At 43.1% G+C, this 15,331-nt stretch carries 10 protein-coding genes and 1 pseudogene; 3 read left to right on the plus strand and 8 right to left on the minus strand.

Annotation, left to right across the window (positions count from 1 at the left end):
* The first annotated feature begins 6 nt into the window (after positions 1-6).
* Positions 7-312: a hypothetical protein gene (locus LC653_RS20555; RefSeq protein WP_229496634.1), complete on the plus strand. Its 306-nt coding sequence runs from the start codon at positions 7-9 to the stop codon at positions 310-312.
* A gap of 310 nt (positions 313-622) precedes the next feature.
* Here the strand turns inward: LC653_RS20555 and LC653_RS20560 are convergent, their stop codons facing one another.
* A complete protein-coding gene (locus LC653_RS20560; protein WP_372478203.1) occupies positions 623-1,819 on the minus strand; it encodes an ABC exporter membrane fusion protein in 1,197 nt (398 codons plus the stop codon).
* Positions 1,820-3,151: 1,332 nt separating this feature from the next.
* The gene (locus LC653_RS20565; RefSeq protein WP_229496638.1) at positions 3,152-4,375 is read right to left on the minus strand and encodes a pentapeptide repeat-containing protein; all 1,224 of its coding nucleotides are present in this window, start codon (positions 4,373-4,375) and stop codon (positions 3,152-3,154) included.
* Between the two features lie 212 nt (positions 4,376-4,587).
* Here LC653_RS20565 and LC653_RS20570 point away from each other — a divergent pair.
* Positions 4,588-4,680, plus strand: a pseudogene (locus LC653_RS20570) (transposase); the annotation flags it as partial.
* Here the strand turns inward: LC653_RS20570 and LC653_RS20575 are convergent.
* The 4 genes from LC653_RS20575 to LC653_RS20590 all read right to left on the minus strand — a co-directional run bounded on the left by LC653_RS20575 (position 4,677) and on the right by LC653_RS20590 (position 11,943).
* On the minus strand, positions 4,677-5,495 hold the full coding sequence (locus tag LC653_RS20575; protein ID WP_229496640.1) for a class I SAM-dependent methyltransferase: 819 nt from the start codon (positions 5,493-5,495) through the stop codon (positions 4,677-4,679). The pseudogene LC653_RS20570 and the gene LC653_RS20575 overlap by 4 nt on opposite strands.
* Positions 5,496-6,401: 906 nt before the next feature.
* Positions 6,402-8,366, minus strand: a complete 1,965-nt coding sequence (locus LC653_RS20580; protein ID WP_229496641.1) for a hybrid sensor histidine kinase/response regulator — start codon at positions 8,364-8,366, stop codon at positions 6,402-6,404.
* Positions 8,366-8,842, minus strand: a complete 477-nt coding sequence (locus tag LC653_RS20585) for a response regulator (protein ID WP_229490487.1) — start codon at positions 8,840-8,842, stop codon at positions 8,366-8,368. The genes LC653_RS20580 and LC653_RS20585 overlap by 1 nt, the downstream gene beginning before the upstream one ends.
* On the minus strand, positions 8,839-11,943 hold the full coding sequence (locus LC653_RS20590; RefSeq protein WP_229496643.1) for a PAS domain S-box protein: 3,105 nt from the start codon (positions 11,941-11,943) through the stop codon (positions 8,839-8,841). Before LC653_RS20590 ends, LC653_RS20585 begins: the two co-directional genes overlap by 4 nt.
* Before the next feature lie 366 nt (positions 11,944-12,309).
* Between LC653_RS20590 and LC653_RS20595 the strand changes: the two genes are divergently transcribed.
* Positions 12,310-12,747, plus strand: a complete 438-nt coding sequence (locus tag LC653_RS20595) for a YhgE/Pip domain-containing protein (protein ID WP_229496696.1) — start codon at positions 12,310-12,312, stop codon at positions 12,745-12,747.
* Between the two features lie 277 nt (positions 12,748-13,024).
* Here LC653_RS20595 and LC653_RS20600 read toward each other — a convergent pair whose 3' ends face one another.
* Both LC653_RS20600 and LC653_RS20605 read right to left on the minus strand, forming a co-directional pair.
* Positions 13,025-13,234 (minus strand): hypothetical protein, encoded by a 210-nt coding sequence (locus tag LC653_RS20600; protein ID WP_229496645.1) that lies wholly within the window; start codon positions 13,232-13,234, stop codon positions 13,025-13,027.
* A 110-nt stretch (positions 13,235-13,344) separates the two neighbouring features.
* Entirely contained in the window at positions 13,345-14,820 is a 1,476-nt protein-coding gene (locus LC653_RS20605) for a pentapeptide repeat-containing protein (RefSeq protein WP_229496647.1), read from the minus strand.
* Positions 14,821-15,331 lie beyond the last annotated feature (511 nt).

Raw genomic sequence — 15,331 nt, forward strand, 5'->3', positions numbered from 1 at the left:
TGGGGAGTGGGGAGTGGGGAGCAGGGAGCAGGGAGCAGGGGGCAGGGAGCAGGGGGAAATATTATTGCTTCGACCTTTGAACTCGGAACTTCGACCTTTGAACTCGGAACTTCGACCTTTGAACTCGGAACTTCGACCTCTGAACTCGGAGCTTCGACCTTTGAACTCGGAGCTTCGACCTTTGAACTCGGAACTTCGACCTTTGAACTCGGAACTTCGACCTTTGAACTCGGAACTTCGACCTTTGAACTCGGAACTTCGACCTTTGAACTCGGAGCTTCGACCTCTGAACTCGGAATTTGGCGTTACTGAGTGGAAATATGAATTTGTAAGTAGGACTTTTATATTCAAATTCAGCAACTTGGGTTATTTAGTTATTGTTTTCCATGTCCAATGCCCAATACTTCTCTTCTTAGGCTGCGCCAACGACTTATATCATGTCTGCCAAATTACCCATAATAAAAGAACCCCACCCCGCCAAAGCTGTGCTTTGTCTCCCCTCCCCGCTTGCGGGGAGGGGTTGGGGTGGGGTTCTTCGGGTTTAATAAGTAATCAAGCGGACATAATATTATTTCGACTACGCTCAGTACAAGTCGCTCAGTACAAGTGCCCAATGCCCCATTCATAATTCAATTACTGCCTTAACTTGCATATTGGTTAAGGTGGCGGCTTTTCGGCTGGAGGCTTCATCTAGTCGGATATGGACTTCCACTACTCTGTTATCGATATTGTTAGCAGGATCTGTGTTAATGACATTCTGCCGCCGCACTTGTAAGCCTTTGCGATCTACGATTCCCTGCAATTCAATTGAGAGGGAATCACCAAATACTCGCACTTGCTGCGCTGAACGCACTTTGTCAATATCGCTTTCGTAAACTTCGGCTATGACATACATCTGGTTGGTTTGTCCGATATCAGCAATGCCATCATTTGATATTAATTCGCCAGGATGGGTATGGATCTCAAATACCTGTCCATTTTGAGGCGATCGCACCTCGACCTGTTTTAAATTTACTTTTGCCAGATTCATGGCTGCTATGGCACGATTGACTTCTGCTTGGGCAGCTTTTATATCCACTCCGGGGACTTTGGCGATTTCATCGAGTGTTGCTGTGGCTTCTTTAATCTTTTGCTGGCTAGTTGATTGAGTCCGATTTAACTGTGCTTGTGCTTCTTGCAGGCTTTTTTGAGCGGTTTCCAAATTTAAACGCTTATTATCTCGTTGGGAGGCAGAAATTGCGCCTTGTTGATATAGCTGCTGATAGCGTTCGTCTTCTGTTTGGGCGTTACGCACTTCGGCTTGGAATCGCTCAATTGTCGCTACTTGGGCATTAATATCACCTTGGCGTTCTGCTTCTAAGCGAGCGATCGCAGCTTTTTGGGCGGCAATTTCACCAGGTTTAGCACCTGCTTGGGTGCGGTTTAGGTTTGCCTGGGCTACTTTTACTTGTTCCTGTGCCTGTTCTAATTCTGCTTGCAAGCGATCGCGGCTGTTCAATATCGCAATCACCTGTCCTGCTTTTACCCTATCCCCCTCTTTCACTAACAACTTTTCTACCCGACTTCCTTCGGCAGACACCGCAGCAGAGAGTTTAATTACCTTTCCCTGTGGTTCAATCCACCCTAAAGCTGTTACCGTTTTTAACTGTGGCAATTGTGTTGCTGGCACTTGTGCTTCTGAATTTGCATAATTTTGCCAGTTTTTTAGTATATAAAAACTTATTCCGCCAATTGATAAAAATGCAATTATACCTATACCAACGGATAGACGCAGAAGAGACTTAGGGAACGTTCTGTACCCTAGCTTTGAGTTTCGCACCATAGATTACCTCTTAACTAGTGGCGCAGAAAAAATTAAATACTTATTGTTAATCGTTCGATTCCAAGTTCATTAGAAATGGTAATTGTTGATAATTTACCAACCTACTGCTATTTAGCTGGATAGGATAACAACAAGCCATATCAAATCCGCTAGCATCTGAATGATTAAAAACCGCAGAGACGCTGAGGGCGCAGAGAAAGAGGAAAGAGGAGTAATATCAAGTTCGGGTGGTTACTTATAATAAAATCTATCAATGTAGGTTGGGTTGTACCAAGATCCCTCTAGTACCGCAAGGCGGAAGTCACGCATAATTGTATTCCAAGCTTTTGCGCCATTTGAAATGCTATGTTTATTTACGCCGTGCTGTACTAGAGGTACGGCAGTGAAACCCAACATAAACAAGGATAAAATGTAGAGTTTAGTTCCTCAAACCCTACTACATATAGGAATCATATTTGATTTCTGAAAAAATCTCGGTAGTCTTGTAATGGACTGTCTAGGCTAAAATGTTGCAAAAAAATTGTAGGTTGGGTGGAGGCTAAGCCATTGCCTACATCCTGATATATGTTGGGTTGCGCTCCGCTCCACCCAACCTACGTCTAATGCACTATTTTGCGTAGACAGTCCACTACGTGCATTTCAAAAATCAAATACTAGTCCTATATATTATAAGTGTTTAACCGAATCTGATATAATTCCAATACAAAAGGGTTTGATATCACTCTCCAGTATTAAAAGATTTATGTTTCTGACGAATTACTTTAGTTTTTTTAAAGTACTCAGGTATAGTAAACGTTTTCAAGTTTGTGGTTTGTAACAGCGCCAACAATTAGAGGCAAATTCAGTCAAAACAAATATTTTTGTCATGAAAGCCAAATAAATTATAATTCCTAAGAAATATCTTTCAATTTGATATTTATATAATTTTTAGTGATATATTTTCCTCCTAAAAGTTATTTTTGTGAATGGTATTTTAAACTAGCCAATCCCTTAGCTAGAAATAACCTCACTGCGCGATCGCAACTGTGTTGATAACCTCTTGGCATTTCATAATTGTTATAAGCCCGGGTAATTAGTTATGATTCCCACAGTCATTGTACCCCACCCCCAGCCCAGGGCTATTTCATTCTCCGAAAAGCCCGCCTCAGAATGAATTCATCTCTCTTATAGCGAAAGTCATCTAAAGATGACTGAGAAAAGGTTCTAGTCCGTTTTAACGGACTTTAGCTAAAAGCCAAAGAACTTTAGTTCTGGGCGGTTTATGTATAGAATGAAATGTCTATACAAAAAAACCCGCCTGCGCGGGTTGACTGAAACTTTAGCTTTTTGTTACTTCCAGTGTTTGGGTATTTTCAAATTTTCTGGTAGCATTGTTGTGCGATCGCCAATTGCCTGTTCAATCTGTTGTAATTTAAGGTTTTCACATCCGCTCAAGTTTGCTCTAGAGAGGTTAGCTTCGTGGAAGTTAGCATCTTGCAAGTTGGCTGTACTGAGTAACACAGCTTCTAAGTTGGCTCCAGCAAGTTTTGCGTTTTGCAAGTTGCTACCAATCAGGTTTGCATCTTGAAGGTTGCTATCCTCAAAGTTTACTCCTTCCAAGTTGGCATCACAAAGGACTGCTCCTTCTAAGTTAGCACCACAAAGGATTGCTCCTTCTAATTTTGCATCACAAAGGATTGCCCCTTCCAAGTTGGCATCGTAAAGGATTGCCTTTGAGAGGTTCGCTTTTCTGAGGACTACGCCTTGAAGATTGGCTTCTGGGAGCATTGCTTTTTGTAGATTGGCTTCATACAAGATTGATCCACAAAGATAGGTTATTGATAAGTCTGCCTCTGAGAGATTTGCTCGTGTAAAATTGACCCATTGTAAGTTAGATCCTACGAGGATTGCCCTAGAGAGGTTAGCTTCGGTTAAGTCTGCATTACTGAGGTCTGTATTGCGTAAATCTAGTTTCTGATTTACCGGATCTTTATGTGAATCGCGTCGTCCAATGACAGTCAAGGCTGTTTGAATATCTGTAGGAAGTTTTGATGAGTTCTGTGACTCGTCCTCATATTTCTGATTTACTGGGGCATTCTCGCGGATAAACGCAGCGAGAATTTCCATAATTGTCCAATGGTCTTTGTGAGAATCCTTGGCAATTCGCTCTAAAGCATAAATTGCGGCAAACCGCGTTTCAATCTTTTCATTTCCCAACTGTTCAATTGCTTTAGAAAAACGTTCTGGAACAACTTCTTCTAGAGTTTCTTGGGTGTTCTTAATGTCAGTTACCATGTTGTTGTCCCATAATGTCTTACAAAGGAGTTTGGTTAATACACTCTGATTTTGACTAAAAGAGAGTCTGGAAGTATAGTAAGCATTAATTATTAATGCTAATCCTCCAATGATTATGGCAACAGTTGTTAATGCTTGATTAATATATTCTATTTTTTGTTGATTTGAAAATCCTGCAAGGGTTTCAAATAATGAAAAAATTAGAGTTAATGTGAAAATAAATATAATTGAGATAAATACTAATAAAGTCGTGAGTCCATTTGTCTTTATGAGAGACATGTCATAAGTCTTCATATCTGACCCCTTACGTAAATAAATTTAGGTTGATTTTAAGAGGATATGCAAGGTTATGATAGAGTACAAACACGTAACTACTTGACAGATCCTTAAATCTACTTCATAGAAATTATCTATAGAATCTTTGATAAGTTATTTTTCAAACATCCTCTGAACTGCGTTGGATAGCATCTGTGAGAGGTTAAGAAAAAGTACATTTTGTCACTGTGCTTGACCCACAAGTTTTATCTCCCTACGTTGTCGCTGACTTATACCGCAGACGATGGAGAATTGAAGAGGCTTTTCACATGGGTGCTTTGCGGGCAACATGAACAGCAGAAAGAAACGAGAGTTGTACGCTATCTCCAAATTTTTCTAGCTTCTGGCGCAATCCTGCAAAGAGTAACTCTTTCGTTTGTGGTTCCAGTCTCCTAAAGGTACTCAAAAGCTTGAGGTAATCATCAATGCTATAGGTGACTTCACACGCAGTTTGCTCAACGACCAACTCTTTGAAACAATTGGAGTCTAAAATCTCTTGTCCAAACCCCCTCAAAACCTCCGCTTGAACTTCTGCACCGTCATATCGGGCAAATGAGGGAGCATAAGCTTGATACACTTCCTCTAGAACTTGGTAAACTTCGTATTTCGGTTCTGGGGTAAGATTCCATAGCAGGATAAGAAAACCGTTATCGCACATTGCCGCTGCTGCCTTGGTATATCTAATCTCTGGCGGTATCCAGTGAAAGGCATTGGCTCCTAGAACGGCATTGAACTGTTTTGCTTCTAGTTCCCACTCCTCAAATGAAGTATTGCAAATTGTAACTTTTGGATATCGATCGCAGTTGTGTTGTACCAAATGACAAAAATCCTGGTTTGGCTCAATACACGTCATTGAAAAACCAAATTGAGCAAAAGCCACCGTCGCATTTCCTGGGCCACAACCAACCTCAAGAATCGATGCATCTGAGTCAAGTTGGGCTAAAGCCACAGACCGATCAATTAGTTTATGTGGATAGTGCGGTCTTGCATTATAATAAACATCAGCAACCGGAGAATACCAATTCCTTCGCTGTTCTAAATCCATAGAAGCTCTGGCATTTATTTCTTGTCTGAAGTCTTGCATAAGCTAGGGCGTGTCAACATAATTCGTAATTGATAATTCGTAATTCGTAATTCAAGCCCACGACTGAAGTCGCTTGCTCTGAATAAGGAATGAATTTATTGATTCCATTAATAAATTAAGTTGCTCTGTATCCTTAATGAATTAATTATCGAACAGAATTCAGGAGTCAGAATTCAGCATGAATTCTGACCGAAAAAGCGGATGAATAACCGGCGTTTTTGCACCCCCACCAAATTGAAAATTTGGTGGTCAACAAGAAAGTCGCGGGTTTGAATCCCCGACTGATAGCGAAGCGTTAGCGAGTCATCGAGCGTCTTGATTCTGACTCCTGAATTCTGACTTCTGAATTCTTCTTCAATAATTTCTCCTTAATGAATTCAAAATTTCCGAATTACGTTAGCGACGTGCAAAGCGATAGCGTAGCGTTAGCGATAGCGTAGCGTTAGCGTTAGCGATAGCGTAGCGTTAGCGATAGCGTAGCGTTAGCGATAGCGTAGCGTTAGCGATAGCGTAGCGTTAGCGATAGCGTAGCGTTAGCGAGGAACGAGCGTCGGAACGAGCGTCGGAACGAGCGTCGGAACGAGCGTCGGAACGAGCGTCGGAACGAGCGTCATTACGAATTAGTAATTATTTGGTCAGCTTTGATCGTCCAATTTCATTTTAGAACCAGCAAAGGATCTGTCAAAATTTTTATTAAGGTTATTTTGAGTATTTTAAGTGATTGACAAAAGGCACTTTATCTTAAAATGTCACGAATGCGGTGGATAGTGGTAGAGACATAACATGGTTGTGCCTGAAGCGAAGCTATGCCACGCAATTGAAACGCTTGTATTGGCTCTGAAGCATAGTTTAAAATTTTTAAGATTAATCAGGTTCATCTAATTAAGGAAGGTTGATCGCAAACACCTAAGTAGATTGGACTAGATTAGAAATCGCCGTGAGCAATTCCTCTGGTGCTACAGGTTTAACGATGTAGTGTTGAAAGCCTGCTTTTAGCGCTTGCTGCTGATTGATTTCGCCTGCATAAGCAGTTAGAGCGATCGCTGGAATCTGTTTTTCCCCTATTTCTGCTTCTAGCTCACGCACCTGTTTTATCAGCATATAGCCGTTCATCTCTGGCATCCCAATATCGCTGAGTAAGATATCTGGCTTTGACTGTGTTAGCGCTTGTAATGCTTCATCTCCTGATGCTACTGTGGTGACGATCGCTCCAAACTGTTCCAGCACAAAGCTGAAAAAGTCGCGGGTATCAGCATTGTCATCTACAATCAGAACTTGTAAACCCATCAGGGGAGAAGAGGCAAAAGCGGCTGTTGAGGAATCAGCATTCGTGTCATCCTTCATTGTTGCACTTTCCTTGAGCAGAGGTAATCTAACTGTAAAGATAGCTCCTTTGTCCTCGCCAAGACTTTCAGCCCAAATCGTTCCACCGTGCATTTCGACCAAGTGACGAGCGATCGCTAAACCTAACCCTAGCCCACCAAACTTTCTAGTTGTTGTACCATCACCTTGACGGAAATAGTCAAACACATGAGGTAGAAAATCAGGATCAATACCTTTGCCTGTATCGCTGACAGTAATCTGCACTTGAGCATCGATGCACTCCAATCGCACATTTACTTTTCCCCCAGTCGCTGTAAACTTGACGGCATTTGATAACAGGTTCCAGAAGACTTGCTGTAAACGGGCTGAATCACCCAAAACTTTCCCCTGCGGATCAAGCGCCATCTCAATCTGAATCGTTTTTGCCTCTGCTGCTAAACGCACTGTTTCCATTGCGCCTTCAATGGTGAATGCCAGATTGACTGGCATCATGTTGAGATTGAGTTTGCCTTGGAGGATGCGAGAAACATCCAGCAAGTCTTCAATTAGTTGAGCTTGTAATTTGGCATTGCGTTCAATGGTTTCAAGGGCTTTTTTAAGTGATATCTCATCAAATTTACGGCTCTGCAACAGTTTTGCCCACCCGATAATCGGATTCAGGGGCGATCGCAATTCATGGGAAAGTACTGCTAGAAACTCATCTTTGATCCGGTTAGCAGCCTCTGCTTCCGCCCTGGCTCTTTGCTCAAGTTGCAAAAGGCGATCGCGTTCTGATTCGGTGCGCTTGCGATCGGTGATATCAGTTAGCATAGCGATCGCACCCAAGAACTCATTTTGTTCATTCAAAATCGCTCTAGCAGAAATCAGTGTCCAAATGTACGAACCATCCTTGCAGCGCAATCGACCTTCTTTTAGATCGCTCCCTTGTCGCTTCAGCCACTCCAGTTTCTCTTCGGCTGTTATTCCATCAGCCCGATCCATAAAATCAAACATGGAACGACCAAGCATTTCTTGAGCCGGATAGCCTAACATTTCACAGAAGCGTTGATTTACAAACTCTGTTCGTGATTGAGAGTCAATCATCCAGATTCCCTCATAAGAGGTATCAACAATTCGGCGATACTTGGCTTCACTCTTCTGTAACGACTCTTGTGCTTGCTGGCGCTCACGCCGATCCTTGGCTTCCCGCAATGCCCTTTGCACTGAGGGAACTAACCGCCCTAATCGTTGCTTTAATACATAATCGGTTGCACCATTCTTCAAGGCTTCGATCGCTAATTCTTCACCAAGCGCGGCAGAAACAAAGATAAAAGGAACCTGTGGACAGTGATTTCGGGCAATTTCTAAAGCTGAAATTCCATCAAAAGATGGTAGGGCATAATCGGCAAGAATTAGATCGAAAGTCTCTGCTTCCAAAGCAGCCAAGAAATCAGCGCCAGTTTCAACTCGTATTAGTTCGCAATTAATTCCGCCTTCACTTAACATCGCTTCGGCAAGCTCTGCATCTAACAAACTATCTTCCAAAAGCAGGAAACGGAGTATATTCATCAGTTCCTCTCCTGTTGACGATGAGGTGCTGGAGGTAGAGCGCCAATCGGGGGCTGATTAATGACTGCCCAAAACAGTCCCACACCCTTGATAGCATCGGCAAACTCATGGTAATCAAGAGGCTTGACGACATAGGCATTAACGCCTAACTCGTAGCATCGAAGTAAGTCCGGCTCCTCACGGGAAGAAGTTAGCACTACAACTGGAATCACTCGCATTATTGGGTCAGATTTTAGTTCTGTCAGCACTTCTAATCCATCGATTTTAGGTAGTTTTAAATCGAGCAGCACCACAACCGGATGCCCTTCCATCCGCAACCGGAACAGCCCCCGGCGATAAAGATAATCTAGTGCTTCTTCTCCATCACGCAATACTACTACTTCGTTGGCGAGATGATTTTCTGATAAGGCGGCTAATATTAATTCTGCATCGTTGGCACTGTCTTCTATCAGCAGAATTCGCTTAAGTTCTTTCATTCGCCCTCCTTCTTCAACAACTTAGGTAGTGAAAAATAGAAGGTGGCTCCACTGTCAACTACAGACTCTGCCCAGACTCGACCATTATGCCGATGAATAATGCGTTGCACATTTGCCAATCCAACACCAGTGCCTTCAAATTTTGGGTCGCTATGCAGGCGTTGAAATACTCCGAATAGCTTGTGTACATATTGCATATTAAAGCCTACGCCGTTATCTTGTACAAAAAAGACAACTTCGTTTTCATTTTCAGTACTGCCAACAGTAATTTCTGCTGGGTTTCGAGTCTGGGAATATTTTACGGCATTGTCTATGAGGTTGCGAAGGACGAGCCGCAGCATGGAAGGATCGCCTTGCACTTCTGGCAGTGACTCTATGTGCCAATTGATTGTGCGTTTTCGGGTTTGGATTTGCAAATCACGTTTTATTTCTTCCACTAGTTGCTCCATATTGATGTTGATGTAGCGCATCTCGGTGCGCCCCATGCGAGAAAATGTGAGCAACTCATCTATTAGTATTCCTGCCTGTTTGCTAGTTTCTGCAATTATTTTTAAATAACGCTGACTCGCTTCATCTAATGTAGTTGTTGAGCTATGCCGTTTCTGAAGCAATTCTATAAATCCGGCGATGTGGCGAAGCGGCGATCGCAAGTCGTGAGAGACTGAATAGGAGAAAGATTCGAGTTCCTTGTTGGCGGCTTCGAGTTGGGCTGTGCGCTCTTGAATCCGTTGCTCTAGCATTTCGTTCAATTGTTGCAGGGCGGCTTCGGCAACTTTGCGATCGTGAATGTCGCTGGCGATGCCCACCCATTTGATAATCTGTCCGGCTGCATCTCGAAATGGCAAACCCCGCACAATATGCCAACGATAGCTACCATCAGAAACTCGACGGAAGCGAATTTCTGCTTCGTAGTTTGTAGCGTTAGCAACAGCTTCTATTGAAGTTTTAAAAACGCGATCACGGTCATCCGGGTGAATGATATCAATCCAGCCATACCCAGATGTCTGCTCCATTGTCAGTCCACTGTAATCAAACCAGTATTGATTGCAATAACTAATACCACCATCTCTATCGCCCATCCAAATAGCCTGCGGCGACACTTCTGTTAAAATTCGGTATCGCTCCTCGCTGTCACGTAGCGTTTCTTCTGCCAGATTGCGATCGTGAATATCAACACAGGAGCCGATATAGCCGAGAAACTCCCCAGTTGGTGCAAACCGAGGCACACCAGTATCGAAAACCCAACGGTATTCGCCATCATTGTGTCTGAGGCGATATTCCATTTTAAAATTTTGTCGGGCATCAAAGGCATTAATGTATGTATCTAAGCAACGCTGCAAATCATCAGGATGAACACCTTCAGCCCAGCCATTGCCCATTTCTTGCTCTAAAGTCCGCCCGGTAAAATCTAGCCAGGGTTTATTAAAGTAGTTACAAAGTTTGTCAGTGCCAGACATCCAGACTAGTACGGGAGCGGTATCTGCCATCTGGCGAAAGCGGGCTTCACTTTCACGCAACGCGGCTTCTGCTTGGTTGCGATCGCGCAGCGCAGCTTGTTGTTTGCTGATGTCAGTGATTAACGCCGCATACCCTTCAACGGTTCCCTCTTTATTAAACTGGGGAACATAAATAGCATTAATATAACGTGTGCCGCCATCTTTATAAGGAACTTGGCTTTCAAAAGTGACCTGCTCTCCTGCCAGTACTTGTTCCACATAAGGACGAAGTACTTCATAAGCGGATTCACCTAAAACTTCCCAAAGATACTTTCCATAAACTTCTGCCGTCGAATGCCCAAACCATTCTTGATATGCTCGGTTGTTGAAGCGGTAGCGTTGTTCTGAATCTACAAAGGAAATCAAAACTGGCAGCGTATCTGTAATTAAGCGAAGTTCTGTTTCTCGTTGCCGCAGTGCCTCTTCCATCTGCTTGCGGTTGGTGATGTCACGCCAGCAATCGATTGCACCGATAATTTGACCTTGGAAATCCTGAATCGGTACTACATTAGCGATCGCTGTAATCCGGGTTCCATCAGGACGTTCAATGATGCATTCTTCATCGCGGATTGTTTCACCGTAGCGCGTGGCACGGTATAAAGGCAATTGCTCTAGGGTGGGGCGCGTTACACCATCAGCTAAAAACAGACCGATGGATTGAACGTAATCGCCAGAAGTCATACCAACGAGAGATTCACCAGGTCTGCCCAAAAGCTCTTGCGCGAGTTTGCTATTGGCGATAATTGGGAAATCAGGAGGGCCGTCGGTGATCGTAATTCCCTCTGGGACGTGTTCTAAGAGCATTTGCAGGATGCTTTGGGCAACTTCAGCTTGTTTGCGTTCGCGTAGCGCAGCTTGCCGTTGGCTCAAGTCAAGAACAAAACCAATAATTGTCCTATCTCCCTGCTTGGCAAAGCCAATTAAGACGGGAACTTGAGAGCCATCTTTGCGGATGTATTCTTGCTCAAAAGGCTTACAACTCCCAGTAATTCTCAGTTCTTCAATTGCTCGCTCACTCACCTCAATGTATTCGGGTGGAGTAATCTCGCCCCAGCGAATTTTACCAGAGCGCAAATCCTCGCGTGTATAATTGAGCATTTGTAGAAAGGCATCATTAGCTTCAATGATTGAGCCGTTCAGATTAGCCACAATTACCCCAATAATATTAGATTCTGTTAAGCGACCAAACCTTGCCTCGCTTTCGCGTAAAGACTTCAGACTTGCCTCAGCTTTCTGTTGGGCTGTGCGGCGTGATTCGTTGAGCGAACTGATTAACCCTGCTGCCAGTATGAACACAACCAGAGGTATTAATCTACTTAGATTTGTAATGTTATGCGGATCGAACGGCTTAAAAAAGAAGTAGTTGATTGCCAAAGTAGACAAAACTGTAGCAACTAACCCTGGGCCCAAGCCACCGTACCAGGCACTCACCATCACTGCAACATAAAATAGCGCCGCAGGCGTTGATATGAGATATGGGTTGAGCAGCAGAGTTGCCCCCAGTGCTAAAGCAACGGATAGCAAAGCAACAGCATAGTGCAGCAGTTGCTCTCTACTGCCAGCAAAAATGTTTTTAGGTTTCGATGCCCTCACTTTATGAGCCATAACCCTACTCTGCTTCTGGAAAATACTGATTTAGCAGCCTTTTGCCGGGTTTACTCATCTGCCGTAACATTTCTTGTATTAGTTTTAGCGCTATCCGTGAAGGCACTGTATGCTCATTTTCTCAATGATTGACTGTTTTGAATGAAACTTTTAATCCAGCAGCAAACTATTTCTGAGAAAAATTGAGTTGTTACCAAAGCTCCCGAATTAAATCTAAAATCTCCAGCCGCTTTCTGACAGACATCTCCTTTTTCTTATCCCTATAGCAATGACTAGGATAGGACAGGTGTCTTATTGTTTATCTCCTGCTGAGGGAATATTTCTCAGGTTATACCAGTAAGCTGGGTTTCGCTGTCACTGTAGCTAATCTTCTATCTTAAAAGGCTCAACGTTGGAGTTCAAAGGCTCAACGTTGGAGTTAAAAGGCTCAACGTTGGAGTTAAAAGGCTCAACGTTGGAGTTAAAAGGCTCAACGATGGAGTTAAAAGGCTCAACGATGGAGTTAAAAGGCTCAACGTTGGAGTTAAAAGGCTCAACGATGGAGTTAAAAGGCTCAACGATGGAGTTAAAAGGCTCAACGTTGAGGTTAAAAGGTTCAACGATGGAGTTAAAAGGCTCAACGTTGGAGTTAAAAGGCTCAACGTTGGAGTTAAAAGGCTCAATGTTGAAGTTAAAAGGCTCAAGTTTCAGTATGAACCTCTTGCAAAAGTCCCTAACACCCCACCCCCAACCCCTCCCGAAGAGCGGGGAGGGGAGCGTTTGCTTTACTCAAATGCGGGGTGGGGTTCTTTATTTTTGATTTAGGGACTTCCAAATAAAAAAATATCCCAAAACTGACGCAAAAATCTTCTCTATTTCTCCCCTCTCTGTGTTCTCTGCGTCTGGAGTGGTTCGTTCATTTAGATAATTTATTTCTTGGAAGTCCCTCTGACTTTTCACGTTATGTGGAAAAGCCACTAAAAACCTAACCCCCTAACCCCCTTCCCTACGAGGGAAGGGGGAAAATTTAAAGTCTCTCTCCTTTTAGGAGAGAGAAATAGAAGTGAGGTTTTCCAGATACCGTGAAAAGTCAGGGAAGTCCCTAAGCATTGATAAATATTGCAATTCCATCGAAAATTGTCGCAGTAGTTTTTAACGCTTCCGTTTCATTTTTTAGTCGTTCATCTGACGGGGATATATCCCAGACAAAGTAAGCGACCATAGCAGATGAAATAATAAATAATGCAAATACAGTAAATGAAATTAGAAATATAAAAGAATTTTTAGGTGTGTCTGTATTGTTATCAGACATAGCTTTCGTTTTCCTCATCTCCAGAATTGTTACGGAGACTTTTGGTAAAAACTATAGCACTAAGTGAAAACGGTAGAATGCGCCCAAATAACTAATGATACTGTGATAACTCAACTTGATTGTCGCCAATCTGTCGGTGCTTCTATATAATCAGGTAGACGAGTGGTGCGATCGCCAAGTGCTTTTTCAATCTGCTGCAACTCTAAGTTTTTAGCCCCTGTTAAAATTGTCCCTTCCAGTTTGACATCACTCAGGTCAGCTTCTGAAAAGTTAGCTCCCATAAGGTTTGCCTGAGTCAGATTAGCTTGATAAAAAGTCGCCCTATACAAGTTAGCTCCGATAAGGTTTGCTTGAAACAGGTCAGCTTCCGTTAAACTGGCTTCTGAGAGGTTGGCAAAATACACTTCTGTTTGGTGGAGTTTGGCTGCATTCAAATTAGCTCCAGAAAGATTGGCACCATTCAAGTTAGCCCCTGAGAGGTTGGCTCCAATCAAACCCGTCATGCACAGATTGGCTTTACCCAATTTTGCTCCTTGCAAGTTAGCTAAAAATAGCTTTGCCCCTGAGAGGTCGGCCATTTTTAAGGTAGCTTGTTGCAAGTTAGCTTTATAGAGGTTTGCTCCTTGGAGATTAGCTACACGCAGACTTGCTCCAGAGAGATTGGCTGAACGCATGTTTGCCCCACAGAGATTAGCGCGGTTGAGATTAGCCCAACAGAGGTTTGCTCCATAAAGGCTAGCTTTTAGTAATTTGGTTTCATAGAGAATAGACCTAACGAGTTTAGCGCCGTTCAGGTCAGCCTCGCTCAAGTCGGCTCCCCGCAGGTCAGCCCCACTCAAGTCAGAACCACGTAAGTCTGCTTGTTGCAGATTAACTCCTAGCAGGTCTGCCCTTCTAATGTCGATATTACGTAAATCAAGTTTTTGATCTTTTGGGTCTTCGAGTAAATTACGTCTGCCGATGACAGTTAAAGCTGCTTGAATATCAGTGCGGATTTTTGGCAATTCTTCATGGAGATTTTGCTCCAACTGCTGTGTCGAACGCGACCCACCTCTGTGCCTACCTGAGTAAGCTGCTTCTTGATATTCCGGGTTTTGTTGCTCTACCCTCACCTGCTGGATAGGTGCATTCTCTCGCACAAAGGCAGTAAGAATTTCCATGATTGTCCAGTATTCTTTGGAAAAATCCTGAGCAACTCTTTCTAATGCATAAATTGCGCCTGTCCGGGTTTCAACTTTTTCATGACCAAGCTGGGCAATTGCCCCCATAAAGCGCTCTGAAATCAATCTGTCTTGATTAACTTTTGCATTTTGAATGCCAATTTCCAGATTTTTCTCAGCTGCGATCGCATTTTTCTGCATCGCTTGGGCCCGCTTTGCTGCATAATAAGTATTAAACATTACTGCCGATGCGAGAAAAACTATTGCAGTAGTTGTTAATGCTTGGTTTCTATACTGAATTTTTTCCTGAATTGACAATTCTTTAATACTAGACAACGCGAAAAAAATTACAGTCAATGAGAAGCCAAATATAACTGTTATAGTTATCAACCAATTCAAAAGAACGTCTGTCTTTTTAGAAGACATGGTAACGATTTTCCTTACAACCTAGAATTATTACTTAGATGTTGAGGAAAAATAGTATAGCATTTAGCAGAAAATTATCATAGGTGTCAAGACACTCAATTAACTAGTTAATGATATCGAATGTACTATCGGTCTTTTATTACTCTGAAAAAATAAAATATTTGTAGGTTGGGTTGAACTTTAGTGTTACCCAACAAAATCAAAGATTCTTGGTTAGGACTTACGCAAGAGTTACGGAATAACGAACCACAGAGGCGCAGAGAAGCCAGTGCGCCCTTGCGGTTAAGAGACTTGTTCGCTCAAGCGCGTTCCCGTTCGCGCAGCGTCTCCGTCAGGAGAAGGGTAGCAACTGGCGCGACACGGAGAAATAAGAGTTTGAGAGATATTTTGCGTAAGTCCTATTGGTGTTGGGTTTCGTTCCTACGCGCAGGTAAAGAAAAATCGAACCACAGAGGCACTAAGAGCGAACAAGTCGGCACAGCCGCAAGGGCGCACTGGCTCAAGATTGACT

It is taken from the genome of Nostoc mirabile CHAB5784 (assembly GCF_020829645.1).
In the GTDB taxonomy this organism is placed as follows: Bacteria; Cyanobacteriota; Cyanobacteriia; order Cyanobacteriales; family Nostocaceae; genus Nostoc; species Nostoc mirabile.